The 14,296-nt window shown below is 62.2% G+C and carries 18 protein-coding genes; 16 read left to right on the top strand and 2 right to left on the bottom strand.

What is annotated here, in order from left to right; translation table 11 throughout:
* Positions 1 to 155 precede the first annotated feature (155 nt).
* Together ACF8ME_RS27925 and ACF8ME_RS27920 are read left to right on the top strand one after the other, a co-directional pair.
* The gene (locus tag ACF8ME_RS27925) at positions 156 to 860 is read left to right on the top strand and encodes a GntR family transcriptional regulator (protein ID WP_392419165.1); all 705 of its coding nucleotides are present in this window, start codon (positions 156 to 158) and stop codon (positions 858 to 860) included.
* A 497-nt stretch (positions 861 to 1,357) separates the two neighbouring features.
* On the top strand, positions 1,358 to 2,524 hold the full coding sequence (locus ACF8ME_RS27920; protein WP_392419163.1) for a hypothetical protein: 1,167 nt from the start codon (positions 1,358 to 1,360) through the stop codon (positions 2,522 to 2,524).
* Between the two features lie 109 nt (positions 2,525 to 2,633).
* Here ACF8ME_RS27920 and ACF8ME_RS27915 read toward each other — a convergent pair whose 3' ends face one another.
* Positions 2,634 to 3,692, bottom strand: a complete 1,059-nt coding sequence (locus tag ACF8ME_RS27915) for a phage portal protein (RefSeq protein ID WP_392419161.1) — start codon at positions 3,690 to 3,692, stop codon at positions 2,634 to 2,636.
* Positions 3,689 to 5,617, bottom strand: coding sequence for a terminase large subunit domain-containing protein (locus ACF8ME_RS27910; RefSeq protein ID WP_392419159.1), 1,929 nt, complete (start codon positions 5,615 to 5,617; stop codon positions 3,689 to 3,691). The genes ACF8ME_RS27915 and ACF8ME_RS27910 overlap by 4 nt, the downstream gene beginning before the upstream one ends.
* A gap of 142 nt (positions 5,618 to 5,759) precedes the next feature.
* Between ACF8ME_RS27910 and ACF8ME_RS27905 the strand changes: the two genes are divergently transcribed.
* From ACF8ME_RS27905 to ACF8ME_RS27840, 14 genes are all read left to right on the top strand, one after another.
* Complete coding sequence (locus ACF8ME_RS27905) at positions 5,760 to 6,545, top strand: GPO family capsid scaffolding protein (protein ID WP_392419157.1); 786 nt, start codon at positions 5,760 to 5,762, stop codon at positions 6,543 to 6,545.
* 39 nt (positions 6,546 to 6,584) lie between these two features.
* Positions 6,585 to 7,607 carry a phage major capsid protein, P2 family gene (locus ACF8ME_RS27900; protein ID WP_279492872.1) on the top strand — a complete coding sequence of 341 codons (1,023 nt, stop codon included), beginning with the start codon at positions 6,585 to 6,587 and terminating at the stop codon, positions 7,605 to 7,607.
* Between the two features lie 53 nt (positions 7,608 to 7,660).
* Positions 7,661 to 8,365, top strand: coding sequence for a phage terminase small subunit (gpM, locus tag ACF8ME_RS27895; RefSeq protein ID WP_046985755.1), 705 nt, complete (start codon positions 7,661 to 7,663; stop codon positions 8,363 to 8,365).
* Positions 8,366 to 8,481: 116 nt separating this feature from the next.
* Positions 8,482 to 8,961, top strand: coding sequence for a head completion/stabilization protein (locus tag ACF8ME_RS27890; RefSeq protein ID WP_392419155.1), 480 nt, complete (start codon positions 8,482 to 8,484; stop codon positions 8,959 to 8,961).
* A gap of 1 nt (position 8,962) precedes the next feature.
* A complete protein-coding gene (locus tag ACF8ME_RS27885; RefSeq protein WP_392419153.1) occupies positions 8,963 to 9,193 on the top strand; it encodes a tail protein X in 231 nt (76 codons plus the stop codon).
* A gap of 15 nt (positions 9,194 to 9,208) precedes the next feature.
* Positions 9,209 to 9,448, top strand: a complete 240-nt coding sequence (locus ACF8ME_RS27880) for a holin (protein ID WP_013803550.1) — start codon at positions 9,209 to 9,211, stop codon at positions 9,446 to 9,448.
* Entirely contained in the window at positions 9,445 to 9,975 is a 531-nt protein-coding gene (locus tag ACF8ME_RS27875; protein WP_280034535.1) for a lysozyme, read from the top strand. The genes ACF8ME_RS27880 and ACF8ME_RS27875 overlap by 4 nt, the downstream gene beginning before the upstream one ends.
* Positions 9,972 to 10,553 carry a DUF2514 family protein gene (locus ACF8ME_RS27870; RefSeq protein ID WP_392419150.1) on the top strand — a complete coding sequence of 194 codons (582 nt, stop codon included), beginning with the start codon at positions 9,972 to 9,974 and terminating at the stop codon, positions 10,551 to 10,553. Before ACF8ME_RS27875 ends, ACF8ME_RS27870 begins: the two co-directional genes overlap by 4 nt.
* The gene (locus ACF8ME_RS27865; protein ID WP_046985752.1) at positions 10,537 to 11,052 is read left to right on the top strand and encodes a phage tail protein; all 516 of its coding nucleotides are present in this window, start codon (positions 10,537 to 10,539) and stop codon (positions 11,050 to 11,052) included. The genes ACF8ME_RS27870 and ACF8ME_RS27865 overlap by 17 nt, the downstream gene beginning before the upstream one ends.
* Positions 11,053 to 11,054: 2 nt before the next feature.
* Positions 11,055 to 11,528: a phage virion morphogenesis protein gene (locus ACF8ME_RS27860; protein ID WP_392419148.1), complete on the top strand. Its 474-nt coding sequence runs from the start codon at positions 11,055 to 11,057 to the stop codon at positions 11,526 to 11,528.
* 69 nt (positions 11,529 to 11,597) lie between these two features.
* Complete coding sequence (locus ACF8ME_RS27855) at positions 11,598 to 12,152, top strand: phage baseplate assembly protein V (protein ID WP_392419146.1); 555 nt, start codon at positions 11,598 to 11,600, stop codon at positions 12,150 to 12,152.
* Positions 12,152 to 12,511: a GPW/gp25 family protein gene (locus ACF8ME_RS27850; RefSeq protein ID WP_392419144.1), complete on the top strand. Its 360-nt coding sequence runs from the start codon at positions 12,152 to 12,154 to the stop codon at positions 12,509 to 12,511. Before ACF8ME_RS27855 ends, ACF8ME_RS27850 begins: the two co-directional genes overlap by 1 nt.
* A complete protein-coding gene (locus ACF8ME_RS27845; protein ID WP_392419142.1) occupies positions 12,508 to 13,347 on the top strand; it encodes a baseplate J/gp47 family protein in 840 nt (279 codons plus the stop codon). The genes ACF8ME_RS27850 and ACF8ME_RS27845 overlap by 4 nt, the downstream gene beginning before the upstream one ends.
* Positions 13,347 to 14,294 carry a phage tail protein gene (locus ACF8ME_RS27840; RefSeq protein WP_392419140.1) on the top strand — a complete coding sequence of 316 codons (948 nt, stop codon included), beginning with the start codon at positions 13,347 to 13,349 and terminating at the stop codon, positions 14,292 to 14,294. Before ACF8ME_RS27845 ends, ACF8ME_RS27840 begins: the two co-directional genes overlap by 1 nt.
* Positions 14,295 to 14,296 lie beyond the last annotated feature (2 nt).

Here is a 14,296-nt window from a genome sequence, read left to right as displayed (position 1 = left end):
ACGGGCATGTGTCCTCCCTGGATTTTGATGCATGGTACTTGATGCATCAAACACCAAATACAGGGTTAGCCCGTGGACCAGTCACGCTCGGATGTGACGGCCATCCCACCATCCCCCGGGAGGTACCATTGCGCCCAAGCAGTTGCGGAGGCCCGATGTCCAGCGTTTTTTCACAGATCCGAACCAATCAGACCCTTGCCGAAAAAACCTACCTGCAGATCCGTGACGCCATCGTGAGAGGCCAGCTGCAACCCGCGCAGCGCCTCGTCTACCGCAGCCTGGCCGAAGAGTTCGGCATCAGCCCCACGCCCGTGCGCGATGCCATACAGCGCCTGGCCTCCGAAGGCGCCCTGGACCTGGACGACCGCGGCGTGGCCACCGTGCCCGTGCTCAGCGTGGAGCAGTACGTGGAAATCATCGCCCTGCGCATCGAACTGGAAGGCCGCGCCGCCGCAGCCGCCGCCAGCCGCCATCCGGGCCAGGGCTTCATCGACACCCTCACCCGCCTGCACCAGGACCTGGAAAAATCCATTGCCGTGGACGACGACGCCACGCTGATCGCCAACGAGCGCTTCCACTTCTCCATCATCGAAGCCGCGCAGCAGCCCGTGCTGGCCAGCCTCATCGGCCTGCTGTGGCTCAAGTGCGGCCCCTCCGTGCGCTACCTGTACCGGGGCACCTACGCCCGCGCGGCCGAACATCCGCACATCCGGCTGATCCATGCGCTGGAGCAAAGGGACGGCCCCGCTGCCCGGCAGGCCGTGGTGCAGGACCTGCAAAGCGCCTGCCTGCATATCCTCAGGAAGATTGCCAAGGATGATGGGATGGAGTTTCCGCAGGAGTGGGTGGTGGCGGGTTAAGGCATTGACCCCGCACGCCTGTGCTCACGTGGTTATTCCCTGCCGTCCAGGCAGGTCTCGCCTAGCGCCTTCGCGCCGCTGCAACCCGTTGATTCCCTGGCCAACGAGCGACCTCTCGCAAAACAGACAGCCCTCCCCGGCTCCCAATCTTTCGGTGCACACGCCAATGATGCAATGGCCTATCTTCACTTTAAAAATCTTCTGCTTCTACTAAAAGCTACGCTAGAAGTTACGCTGCCGTCACTTATCTCTATTGCATATTTTCGTAGAAGGACCGAAAAAAACGGTCCCCTTCTGCCTCGCCTACAGGGGCAGCAGGGACCAAAAAAGTCCTCTCAGCCATTGTTGTTTTCCAAACCACAAGCCAAATTTATAAAGAGATCACAGCAACCAACAGAATTAGAGTACTCTACAGAAGTATTGAAAAGAGAATGTATTTTTAAGCAAGAGCATTCATGAAATCATCTCCAGCCACAAATAAATTTAGGAGCAGCGCAATGGAACAACGTCAGAGCATTATAAGCAACGATATTGCCGAAGCATATATAAATGCAGTAAAGAAGACTGGATTTGTGTTAGAAAATTCAGTAGCAAATATTCTAAAAAAACATGGCTGGACAACAATAAGCAACAAATACTACGAAGACGATCACTCAACGACCGTTCGAGAAGTTGATTTAATAGCTTATAAAATTCGAGATACTCATAGCTTCTCCGTTTGCACGGCAATCATAATTAGCTGCAAAAAAAGTGATGAGAATGCTTGGGCTTTTATGTGCAGAGAAATCAATGAAAATGATCCAAATGTAGATTGGTGGCCACTGCACATCTGGACAAACGACAAGATAATTGATTATCAGAAAAATCTAAAAAGAAGTGCAAAGGATTATCACAACTACATGAACAAAGCTGGTGTTGATGAAATCTTAAGAATGCCTGAGGTAGATGTTTTTGCCTTCCAAGAATTGTCAAAAGCCACAAAGCCAAAAACTGGCGGGACTACAAACTTCACAAGCAGCCCAAAAAACGACACAGCAATATTCAACTCCATTACCTCATTAATGAAGGCTCAAGCATATGAAATTGGAGCACTAACTGCCAGAAAAACATTGCCATACGTCTATCAATTCAATTTAGTCACCGTTGCAGATACAGAGCTGTTGCGCCTGAAATTTGATGAAGAAAAAATTTCGTGCCATCAAACAACCAACGAACACTACATTGGCAGGTACATAATAAACAGAAAAGAAACATTCTCAAGAATCCACTTCATAACAAGTGACTCTTTAGAAGACCATATAGTGAATTACAACAAATTACACGATGCCAATATAAGATGGTTCACAAAGGAGACTGATGAATTTTACAAAACCATATTCGAAGAAAACAAACAAAAAATAAGTTTAGCAATACTAAAAAAATCTTTCGGCTCTGTCTTTAGTTACCTTGCGCACAAAGAAACCCTTAACTCAATAGAGATAGATGATGTGTCTTTGCGATATGATAATGAAAAGGAAATTCTAAAGATTTTGATAAATGCATCAGAAGAGGATATCGGCTTTCTAAACCGCAGTGAGGACATCAATGATTATGTAAAGAGAGAACTCAAGATAAATTTTCGTTATCAAGGAAAGTTCCGCTTCGAACAGCTTATAGTTTTCTGAAATTCATAAACTTAGATCGCTGGCGAGATGCAAATCAAAGTATTGTTGGGGATAATCTATTTTTTTGATCTGCTAAAGATACACCTCAGTGCCAAAAGAGCGCCGAATTTCATTGAGTTCTCTCATGTTCGTCAAGCGAGTACGGCAGAAAGCCGCACACAGGCTTGCCTGCCCATGAGTTGAGCTCGTCCTTGATGCGCGACTGTAGTGGGCGGATCTCATTGCGAGCGAACACCTTCGCAGCCTTCTCGACATCCCCGAAGCCGCCCACGTTGTTCGGTGCCATCCCCATCAGCTGGGGCGGAACCCGATGCGCAGCAAGCACGTCATCCCTGCTGCTGGCCTTGATGTTGACGAATTCATCTTTGGCGGCCACCTCGCTGATGGGAATCAGCTTGATGCCATCGGCTTTGCCGTTGGGCGCGTAGTAGAAGAGATTCTTGAAGTTGCCTACGCCCTTGGACTTGATGAGCTGATCGCGCATTGCCTCGATGTCTTCCTCATGCTGGGCTGGGTCGGTCACGTAGAGGATGAAACCAGCGTGCGAGCCGTTGGCGTAGTACCGCCTGCGGAACAGCGTGGCCGCCTCGTTGAGCAGGGCCGACTGCACGGCGCCCAGGTACTGCGGCAGGCCGTATACCTCCTGATGAATGTCGGGCTCCCGCAGGTGGAAGACCTGGCCAGCCGGGAATTCGTGCTCGTTCTGAAAATCGCTGATCTGGAAATATTGCCCGGCCTCTTTGCCGCGCCGCGTGTACTTGCCAAGCGTGTGCTCCAGCCGCAGCAAGTCCCCCACCAGATTGCGCCGGCTTTCCAGATAGCCATTGCCCAGCGTGAGGTAGTCCAGAGCGAAGGCCTGGAAGGCGCCGGGCGAAAGATAGGGCGACGGCATCAGCGTGCTGGTCAACACGTTGACCTTGAAGCGGATGGCGGACTCATGATGGGCACCGACGCGCAGCATGCGCGCCAGATCAGCAAAGCTGACAGGCGGCTCATACCAGCGGCCGTTATCCATGCACTCGATGTATTCGAGGATGGAAGCGCGACCGCCCACCACTGGCTCAGGATCGCCAAAGGTGAACATCACAGAGCGCGCGGGGCCTGCGGGCGCGGATTCGGCGGCAGCATCATTGCCGGGCGCTGCGCTGGCCTGGGTGGCTTCGGTCATTCGGATATCTCCACAAAGGATTGCGAGAGCGTGGAGCCGGCGAACTCGGTCCCCTGCTCCAGTGGTTCGTTGGAAAGCGCATTCATGGTTGCCCACGCCAGATCACCGTGGCCGGTCTGCTCCGAACGGCCGCTGCTGTAGGTGATGGAGCGGCCCGTGGGCGTCATCTCCTGCTTGACCGACATGAAGCTGGCGGCCATTTCCTTGTCGTCCTGGTCGAACTCCAGCCGGCCGGCGCGCAGCACGGTCTGGGCCTTGAGCACCAGCAGGATCTTGGCTTCGAGGCTGTAGCGCAGGCCGCGCACGGCGGGAAAGAACTTGCGCACAAGCTGGTAGACGCCCTGCCCCATGCCGGTTGTGTCGATGGTCATCTTCTCGACGTTGAACTGCTGGCAGATGCGCTGGATTTCCGCCGCCTGGTCCTCGTACTCCATCTTGTGCATCTGCTTGCGGTACAGGATGCGGAACTTGCCCCCGGGCTTTTCAGGCGGTGCCAGGACCACCAGCGCGGCCTTGTCGCCGGTATGGCTGGGGTCATATCCAACCCACACGCCTTTGTGCCCAAAGGGCCGCTGGGTGAATGCCTTGAAGTCCTTCCACGCTTCCCAGGGGTCCACCATGCCGCGCTGGAGCAGCGACAGCGGAAACACGGCCAGCGCGTCATCCATGAACTGGCACAGGTACAGATTGGCGAAGACAGTGGCGGCTTTGGTGGAGCGCAGGTTCTCAATGTCGAACAAGGTGCAGCCGCCGCGCTCGGCATCCTCGACCGTGACGATGTGGCGCCAGATGCCGTCCGCGCCTCGAAAGCCATTGGCCAGGTGCTCATGGCGCAGGTCGATGTCCAGCTTGCGGTCGGTGATATGCGAGCCGTTCCACAGCGCGTAGGCCTCATGCTGCAGGCTGGAGGGCGTGCTGAAATACGTCAGGCGCCATTGCTTGTGCGACGACATGCCGCTGGCCACGTTGTTCAGCTCGGTGAAATTCGTGGTCCAGAAATATTCATCGAAGTACAGATTGCCGTGGTAGCTCTGGGCCGTGCGCGAGTTGGTGCCCAGGAAAATCAGCTCGGCCCCATTGGGCAAGATGATGGGATCGCCTGTGAGCGTGACACCAATCTCCTTCTTCACGAAGGCGATGATGTAGTTGCGGAACACATGGGCCTGGTTCTTACTGGCCGACAGGAAAATCTGATTGCGCCCCGTCTGGAGCGCATCAATCAATGCCTCACGGGCAAAGTACCAGGTGGCGCCGATCTGCCGGCTCTTGAGGATCTGCCGGGTGCGCTCCATGGCTGCACCCCACCAGGTGCGCTGGTAGTCGAACAGCGAATCGAGGAAGGCTTTGCACAGCACGTCCACCTGCTCGGGCGTGATGGCGTTCTTTTCCGGCTTCCTCTTCGGCCCGGCATTGCGCAGCTCAATGTTGGGATTCAGGTCACTTTCGCGTCCCGTCTGCCCATACTTGTCGATACGCGCCAGGCGCTCCATCTGCCGCGTGAGCAGGTCGATTTCCTTGAAGTCGCCGCCAGTCTTCTGGTCCTTGGCGATGAGCGAGACCAGGCGGGACTCCAGCGTGCCAGCCACACGGTCAACGGGCTTGGCCTCTTCCCAGCCATCAGCGCGCGACCAGCCGATCAGCGTGGTGCGCGGCACGCCCAGCCGTTCGGCGATATGCGTGAACTTCCAGCCCATCCAGAACAGCGCCCTCGCTTCGCGGCGCACCCCGGCGCCGCCGTCCACGGGACTGGACGGGCCAGCCGGCAAACCTGAGCCCGCCGCTGTGGGCAGGCCATCGAGGCCAAAGGGCAGAGGGTTGTCGGCCTGCTGGGTGGGCTTCTTCGCGGCGGTCTTGGCGGGCGCCTTCTTGGCCGATGCCGCTGCGCGATGCGGCGCCGGCCTGGCGCGTTTTGCAGTGCTGGGCATGACTGGGAGTTTGTCCCGCGCGCGCGCGAAAAGCAGCATGCAAAAACTGTCACTCTCCCAGCCACAGAGCGCGCTGATTGCTACAAAACTTGCACCGAAAGAACATAGGCACAAGATCAACTCTCACCACTGGCTGCACGCTATGAGCAAGAAATTTTTCCGGGTCGCCACCGAAGGCAAGACGGTGGATGGGCGCGAAATCAAGCGCGAATGGATCGAACAGATTGCCAACACCTACAGCCGCACCAAGTACGGCGCGCGGGTCTGGGTTGAACACCTGCGCAGCGTGTGGCATGACAGCCCATTCAGCGCCCAGGGCGATGTGCTGGAAGTCGAGGCCCGCGAGGTCGAGGACGGCCTGCTGGCCCTGTTCGCCAGCATCAAGCCCCTGGAATCGCTGGTGGCCATGAACCGCCAGGGCAAGAAGATTTACAGCTCCATTGAGGTGGAGCCCAACTTCCAAGGCAAGGGCGAGGCCTATCTGATGGGATTGGCCGTGACCGACAGCCCGGCCAGCATCGGCTGTGAAGCACTTTCTTTCTCGGCCAAGGGCGGCAAGCAGGTCTTCTCGGAGTTCATCGAGACGGAGCTGGAATTCAGCGAAGACGAGCCCGAGGCAGGCGCGGCCCGAGATGGCGTGGTTTCCAAGCTGCTGGCCAAGTTCAAGCGTCTGTCCGGCCGCCAGGAAACCGGCGAGAAATTCGCGGCGGAAATGACCGAGGCCATGCAGGAGGCCGGCAACGCCATGGAAGCGCTGGACGGCAAGGTGTCCAAGTTCGGCACCGAGCAGCAAGACCTGCGCAAGAAGCTGGAGGAACACCTGGAGGCCTTCGCCGAGTTCCGCGAGAAGGTCGAGAAAACCGACAGCAACCCCAACAAGCGACCGCTGAACACAGGTGGAGCCGGCTACGAGAAGGCCGACTGCTGACCCCTGGCCAGCCCACTACACCAGACCGAGGAAACCGACATGCAAAAGCTCACCCGCCAGCAATACAACCAGTTCCTGAAAGATCAGGCCCAGCTCAATGGCGTTGACAGCGCCGCCGAGAAATTCGCCATCGAGCCCAGCGTGCAGCAGCGCCTGGAAAACAAGATCCAAGATTCCAGCGAGATGCTCAAGCGCATCAACATCGTGCCGGTCACGGAAATGGAAGGCGAAAAGCTCTACATCGGCGTAACCGGGCCGACTGCCAGCCGTACCAACACGCAAAACAAGGACCGCCAGACCCGCGACGTGAAGGCCATGGACGGAACGAAGTACCGTTGCGAGAAGACCAACTACGACACCCACACGCGCTACCAAACCATGGACATGTGGGCGAAGTTCAAGGACTTTCAGCCGCGCCTGTCCCGCAGCATCTACGAACGCTGCGCACTGGATCGCATCATGGTGGGCTGGAACGGCACCCACGTGGCCGAAGACACCGACCTGGCAGCCAATCCCAAGCTCCAGGACGTGAACATCGGATGGCTGCAACAGCTGCGCAACACGGCGCCCGAGCGTGTGCTGCATGAAGTCGTGCAGGGCAGCGGAAAAATCAAGGTCGGCCCCAGTGCGGGCAATGATTACAAGACCCTGGACGGCCTGGTCTACGACGCCTACAAAACACTGATGGACCCCTGGCACGCCGAGGCCGCCGACCTTGTGGCGATAACAGGCCGTGACCTGATGCATGACAAGCTGTTCCCGCTGGTCGATGGCCAGAAGGCACCCACCGAGATCCTGGCCGCCAGCATCGTGGTGAGCCAGGCACGGCTGGGGCGCCTGGCGGCCAACGCCGTGCCGTTCTTCCTGCCCAATGCCATCCTGGTCACGAGCTGGTCCAACCTGTCCATCTACTACCAGGAAGGCGGGCGCCGCCGGTCGATTCTGGACAACCCGAAGCGCGACCGGGTGGAGACCTACGAAAGCTCAAACGATGCTTTCGTCATCGAAGACTTGGGCAAGGCCGTGCTGATCGAGAACATCGAGCAAGAGCCCGAAGCCTGATAGCAACCAGCGCGCCGGCTCTGATCGGCCGGCGCCACACCAGCGGGGAACCCATGAACCAATCACCAGCCCAGCGGCACCGCTTGCGCGTGCTGGCGGCCAAGCAAGCCCAGCAAGCGGCCGATGCCGGCGCGCACGGTGAGGCCACTGGCTCGGCCTATGAAATGCAGCTCACGCAGCTGCACCAGTTCCGCCTGCGCCTGAAAGACGTGCAAAGCCTGGAGCGGCGCGCCGAGATGAAGCGCACCATGCTGCCCGAGTTTGACGACTACATCGACGCGGTACTGCAGGCCGCGCCGGGCGTGCAGGACGACGTGCTGGCCACGGTCTTGCTGTGGAGCCTGGATGCAGGGATGTATGACCGAGGCCTGGCGCTCGCCAGCTACGCGCTGGAGCACGGGCTCAAGATGCCCGACAGATTCGAGCGGCCCGTGCAGACCATCGTGATCGATGAGGTAGGCGAGGCCGTGATGGCGGGCCGGCTGGCCGGCAAGGACGCCGTGCGCATCACGGCCGAGGTCATCGCCATGACGGATGGCCTGGATGCGCACGACCAGGCCCGCGCCAAGCTCTATAAGGCCGCCGGCTGGGCGCTGCTGGGCAAGACATCGAGCAGCGATGTGGACATGGAGTCCCGTCCCATCACCGCATGCCGCAAGGCCATGCCGCTGCTCAAGCGCGCCTTCGAGCTTGACACCCGTACCGGCGTGAAAAAAGACATCGAGCGGCTGGAGCGCCGCCTCAAGAAAGAGGCATAGCTCCAACCGCCGAAACCGAGCGTACCCCGCGCCCGTGGCGGCCCCAGGGCAAGGACAGCTGACACAGCACCGTCCAACGCCCTGGGCCACCGCCACACCTCAACACCGGAGCCTGCATGTTTGTATCCAACGTCAACCCACCGAACCAGAGGCCAACGGGCACCGTTGCCGGCGATGGCTGGTGGCCCGACGTGGACGCCGACCGCATGCTCAAAGAATGCCGCTTTGACGCAACCGTGACCCCCGTGCGACTGCGCCAGGCCGTGGTGCTGGCCGTCGCCGACATCACGGGGCAGTTGGAGGCCTGGCGGGCCGAGCAGGAGGCCGCCGGCCATGACGCTCTGGACAAGGTGCCGGCGCGTCAGGTGGACGGCAAGAGCGTCAAGCCGGCGCAGTTCCTGCGGGCCGTGCAAAGCCATGTGCAGGCCGAGCTGGCAGAGGCCTACCGCGATCTGGACACCTTGCCGAACGGCGAGGGAAAGGAAGGGCGCGTGCTGTCCCGTCTGGAGATCCGCGTGGACACGTTCCAGCGGAACCTGCGCAACGCCATCGCGGATCTGCGCGGCCGGCGGCGAACCATCGTGGAGCTGATCTGAGATGGCCACACCCGAAAACATGCAGCCGGGGCGCGCTGTGCGCGCGCACGCGCATGACACGCTGGACGGACTCGTATGGCGCCATCTGGGTGCCACAGGCGGAAACGTGGAGGCCACCCTGGCCGCCAATCCGGGTCTGGGACGGATTGCAGACGACTTGCCAGAGGGGCACCTTGTGCGCCTCGTCACCGCGCCGGCACCGACCCGCCAGCGCGTTTACCTGTGGGACTGAGAGAGGGAGAAAACAGTGGCAGACAGCATCGAGAAAGTCGCCATCATCGGCAGCAAGACGGCAACCTACGGTGGCGCCATCAGCGCCGTGGTCGGCGGTCTGACGATTTCCGAAATCGGCGTCATCGTGGGCATCATCGTCGGCGTGGTGGGTCTGCTGCTGGGCCAGTATTGGCAATGGCGCAAGGACCGGCGCGAAGAACGCGCGCTCACCGCCTGGCTGGAAAACGAAGCCGGCGCGGAGACGATCCTATGAAGTGGCCCAGCAACATCAAGATTGCTGCAGGAGCCTCGGCGGTGGCCGTGGGGGTGGCTGGTCTGCTGGTTCAGTTCCTGCCCGTGGAGGAAGGCCGCAGGCTGGGCGCATACCGCGACCCCATCGGCATTCCCACAATCTGCGAAGGCTGGACCCGTGGCGTGCAGATGGGCGACCGCGCCACGCAGGCCGAATGCGACCTGCTGACCCGACAGGGCATACAGGAGGCCTGGGAAGTCTTCGAGCGCTGGGTGCCTGCCCATGTGCGCAACGGCATGCCTGACCAGACCCTGGCCGCCTTCCTGAGCTTCATCTACAACGTGGGGCCAGGGCAGGCAGGCAGCAAAGATGGATTTGTATGGCTCAAGAGCGGCCGGCACTCCACCATGCTGCTGCGCCTGCAGGCCGGCGATGTGCGCGCCGCGTGCGAGCAGCTGCCGGCGTGGGTCACTGCCGCAGGCATTCGCTTGCGCGGCCTGGAGCTGCGCAGGGGGCGCGAAATGGCGATGTGCCTGGAGTCCCTATGAACCGTCAACGCGGAGTGATGCAATCCGCTGTGCTGTGGGCTGGGGTACTGGTTGCTGTGGCGGCTGCCCTGAGCGTGCAGCAGCTGCGCATCAGCCGCCTCAAGGCCCAGCACGCGCAAACCTTGCAGGGCCTGGCAGAGAAGACAGCAAAGGCCCAGACCGAAATCACCCGCTACATCGAGGCCGTGGGCCGCTATGACAGGCAGACCCGGCAGGCGATGGAAGAACAGGAAAGGAAAGCCCGTGAGGAAAATGAGGCCCTGGGCCGCGTTGCTGATGCTGAACGCGCTGGCCGGCTGCGCAGCGACAGGCTCCTTGAACAGCGCACCCGAGATTTCCAAAACATGGCCCGAAGTGCCGCCACTGCCGCAGAGCGCGAGGCAACTGCCGACGCCATCGGAGTGCTTGCCGACGTGCTCGGCCGCGCTGATGAGCGAGCGGGAATCCTGGCGTCAACAGCTGACCAGGCCCGGGCCAGAGGCGCCGCCTGCGAGCGCGCATTCGACGCGGTAGCGCAGCGCATCAACGCAGGCCCGCAGGCCGTGGCGCAGGAGCACCAGCATGTGGAAACTCGATAGCCTGCGCCGCCTCATCCTGCAGGCTGTGCCGAAGCTGGCCGAGAACCCCGAAAACCTGATCGTGCGCGCGGCCGGCGGTCAGGTACTGGCCACCGGGGCAGATAGCCTGTCCTATGAATACCTGTACACGGCAGAAATCACCGTGCTGGACTATGCCGGGCACGCCGATGCCCTGTTCGTGCCCCTGGTGGCCTGGCTGCGCGTCAACCAGTCCGACGCCCTGGACAACGCGGACAAGCGCCAGAAGGCGCTGCTCTTCGATGTCGAGCAGCTCAACGACACCGCCGCAGATGTCGGCATTCGCGTGCCACTGCGCGAAGCCGTCATAGTCAAACCGGACCCAGACCACCCCACGCGCTACAGCGCGACGCACCCGAAGGAACCGTGCCACCCGGGCGGCAACTGCGTGGCCGAGCATTGGGAGCTGTACCTCAAGGATCAGAAGCTGTGCGAATGGGACATCGACGCCCCGCCAGAGCGCACGCGGTTTGAGATGTAGCCATGGCGGATATGCGCGCGCTTGAACTGTGGGCCGAGTCGCTGCTGGCCAAGCTTGCGCCGGCAGCGCGCCGCCGCCTGCTGCTGGACCTGGCACGGCAGCTGCGCGCCCGCAACAGCCAGCGCATGGCTGGCCAGCAGACGCCGGACGGCGAGAAATGGGAACCCCGCAAGGCGCAGGGCGACGGCCTGCGCAACAAGCGCGCCCAGATCCGCGCCCGCGCCAAGGCCCGTCGCCCCTTGTTCGCCAAGCTGCGCATGCAGCGTTGGCTCAAGGCCAAGGCTCAGGGCGATGCGGCCGTGGTGCAATTCGCAGGCCGTGCAGATCGCATAGCCCGCGTGCATCATTACGGCGAGCAGGACCGCGTTGCCAAGAACGGCCCCATGTACGACTACCCCGAACGGCAGCTGCTGGGCATCCCTGCCGAAGACGCCGACCTGCTGCGCGACCTCATCCTGCGACACCTGCACCCCTGATTTCTGTCATGTCGGCAGCCACAGCACGCGCTGCTGGGCTTCGCGCGTGCGCGGCGGCACGATGACCGCATGACCGAAACACCGCAGCAAGAAAGCCCCTACGAGCTGACCCGGCGCCTGGAGAACCTGGCACGCCGTGGCACCGTGGCCCAGGTCCGCGCCAAGCCGCTGGCCGTGCGCATGCGCTGCGGAGACAACACCACCGACTGGCTGCAGGTGCAGTGCCTGCGGGCCGGCACGCAAGGCTCCACCTTCTGGGCGCCGGAGGTCGGCGAGCAGGGCCTGGTGCTAAGCGTAGGCGGCGACATGCGCCAGGGCGTGGCCCTGCTGGGCCTGTACAGCGAACAGATGGAACAGCCCAGCGATGGCGCGCCGCACATCAAGCTGAACAAAGACAACACCCATTTCATCCGATACGAAAGCGGCGTGCTCACCCTGCGCATTGAGGATGCGTCCATCACCATCTCGCGCGACGACATCACCCTGAGCACCGCGAAAGCATCGTTGAGCGTCAGGGATCTGGTGCGGGCTGCACCCGATGTGGTGGCCCAAGCCATCAGCCTGGTGCACCACGTACACGGCGGCGTGCGCAGCGGCGACAGTAACACGGGGGAGCCGCGATGATGAGCCGCACCACCGGCCGGCACATCGGGCTTGTCGAGCACCTGGTGCAATCCATTGGCGACATTCTGAGCACGCCCATGGGTAGCCGAGTGGCTCGGCGCACCTACGGTTCGCTGGTCCCGCTGCTGATAGACCAGCCCGACAACACACAGACCGAGGCGCGCCTGTATTCCGCCATTGCGTCTGCGCTCATGCGTTGGGAGCCGCGCTTGTCCATTGACCGCCTGCGCATCGTGCGCGATGCACAGCGGCCAGGACGTGCACAGCTGGTGATCGACGGAGCCCTGCTATCGGCCTATGCACCCCGCGCCAAGCCGCTGAGCCTGACCGTGGATATTGGAAGCATGGGGGGCGCATGACCGACCTGGCCACCCTCCCCGCACCGCAGATCATCGAGCCGCTGGACTTCGAGCAGATCCTGGCCGACCTCAAGGCCGACATACTGGACCGCGCGCCCGAGCTGGCCGAAGTCCTCGCGCTCGAATCTGATCCCATCGTCAAGCTGCTGGAGGCCTGCGCCTACCGGGAACTGCTGTACCGCGCCCGCGTCAACGATGCCGCCCGCGCCCACCTGCTGGCCTTTGCCACGGGCGGCGACCTCGACCACCTGGCTGCGCAGTACGGCGTGACCCGCCAGGCCGGCGAAACCGACAACCGCTTGAGCACCCGCCTGCAGCTGCGCATCGCCGCGCTGGCCGGCCAGGGCACGCGCGAGCACTACGAATTCCACGCCCTCACCGCCTCGCCCCTGGTGCGCGCCGTGCGGGCCAGCCAGGCCGCGCCGGGCAGCGTGCTGGTGATGCTTTGGGTCACCGACCAGGCGCAGGCCCAGGCCGTGCGGCAGCTGGTGTCCGAAGCGCTGAATGCCGACAACGGCCGCATGCTGGGCGTGCCCGTCAATGTGGCCGTGGCCGTGCCACGCACCATCGACATCACCGCCCGCATCACCCGCACGCGCACCGCGCCGGCCGGCCTGCTGCAGCAGCTGCAGGCGCGCCTGCAGGCGGCCTTCGCCGGCATGGCCAGCCTGGACGGCAGCGTGGCGCGCAGCTACATCACCACGCTGCTGCACGTCGATGGCGTGCACGCCGTGGACTACCCGGACAACGCCCGCCCCGCGCCCATCACGCCGATTGCGGCCGGCGAATTCCCGGCCCTGGGCGCCGTGGACCTGATCGACGCAGGGGTGGCCTGATGGACGCGCGACGCAGCATCCTGCCGCCAGCATCCACCAGCCTGGAGCGCGTGGTGGACACCACGCTGCCGCGCGACTGGGGCACCATGGCCGACGCGGCCGAGCCGGCCAGCACCGCTCAGCACCCGGCCCTGCTGCCCTGGCTGGCCCAGCAGTGGCAGCTGGGGCAGTTCGAGCGGTATTTTTCCGACCCGCGCGAGCTGCTGGCCAAGGGCCTGCCCTGGCTGCGCGAGCGTGGCAGCGCCGCCGCCGTGCGCCGCGCGCTGGCCTGGCAGGGCTACCTGGCCGTGACCATCGAAGAGGACGGCGCCCGCCTGCACATCAACCCAGGCCGCGAAGTCAGCAACAGCGATATCGCGCGCATGGCCCATGTGGTGCGGGCCAGCATCCCGCTGCACGTCCATTTCTACCGGGTGTTCTACCGCTTCGATTTGCGCGCCCTGCGCTGGGACCGCGCGCCCAAGCTGGACGGCGCCCTCTGGGACAACGACAGCGGCACGCCCGTGGACGTGGGCGAGGGTAAGCCGCCCGTTATCGGTAGCCAAGGCCGCATCAACCAGTCCCAGGCCCAGGCGCCCAAGCTCACGCCCCTGCGCAGCGCGAACCACCTGCACACCAGTGGCCGCATGCGCCGCGCCGACCAGCTGCGCCTGGATGTGTGGCGCTGGTACGGCCGCATGCAGCGCCTGGCCACAGGCGGGCAGCTGCAGTCCACCACGGGCCTGGCGCCGCAGCGCGCCCAGCATCAGCCATGGACCACCAACGGCGAAGCCTGGGCCGCCAGCGCAGGCACGCGGCCGGGCCAGTGGCCTGGCGCCGCCCACCACCTGGCGGCCGCTGCCTGCCAGCCCCGCATGGCCCCGGCCCGGGGCTGGACGGGCCGCTGGGACAGCGACCGCTGGCAGCAATCCAACATCCACAGCAAGACCACCGAATCCGAGGAATAGCC

Source organism: Delftia sp. WSY_7 (assembly GCF_043104845.1).
In the GTDB taxonomy this organism is placed as follows: Bacteria; Pseudomonadota; Gammaproteobacteria; order Burkholderiales; family Burkholderiaceae_C; genus Comamonas; species Comamonas tsuruhatensis.
Note: the sequence above shows the minus strand (reverse complement) of the source record. Positions and strands in the feature narration are given on the sequence as shown.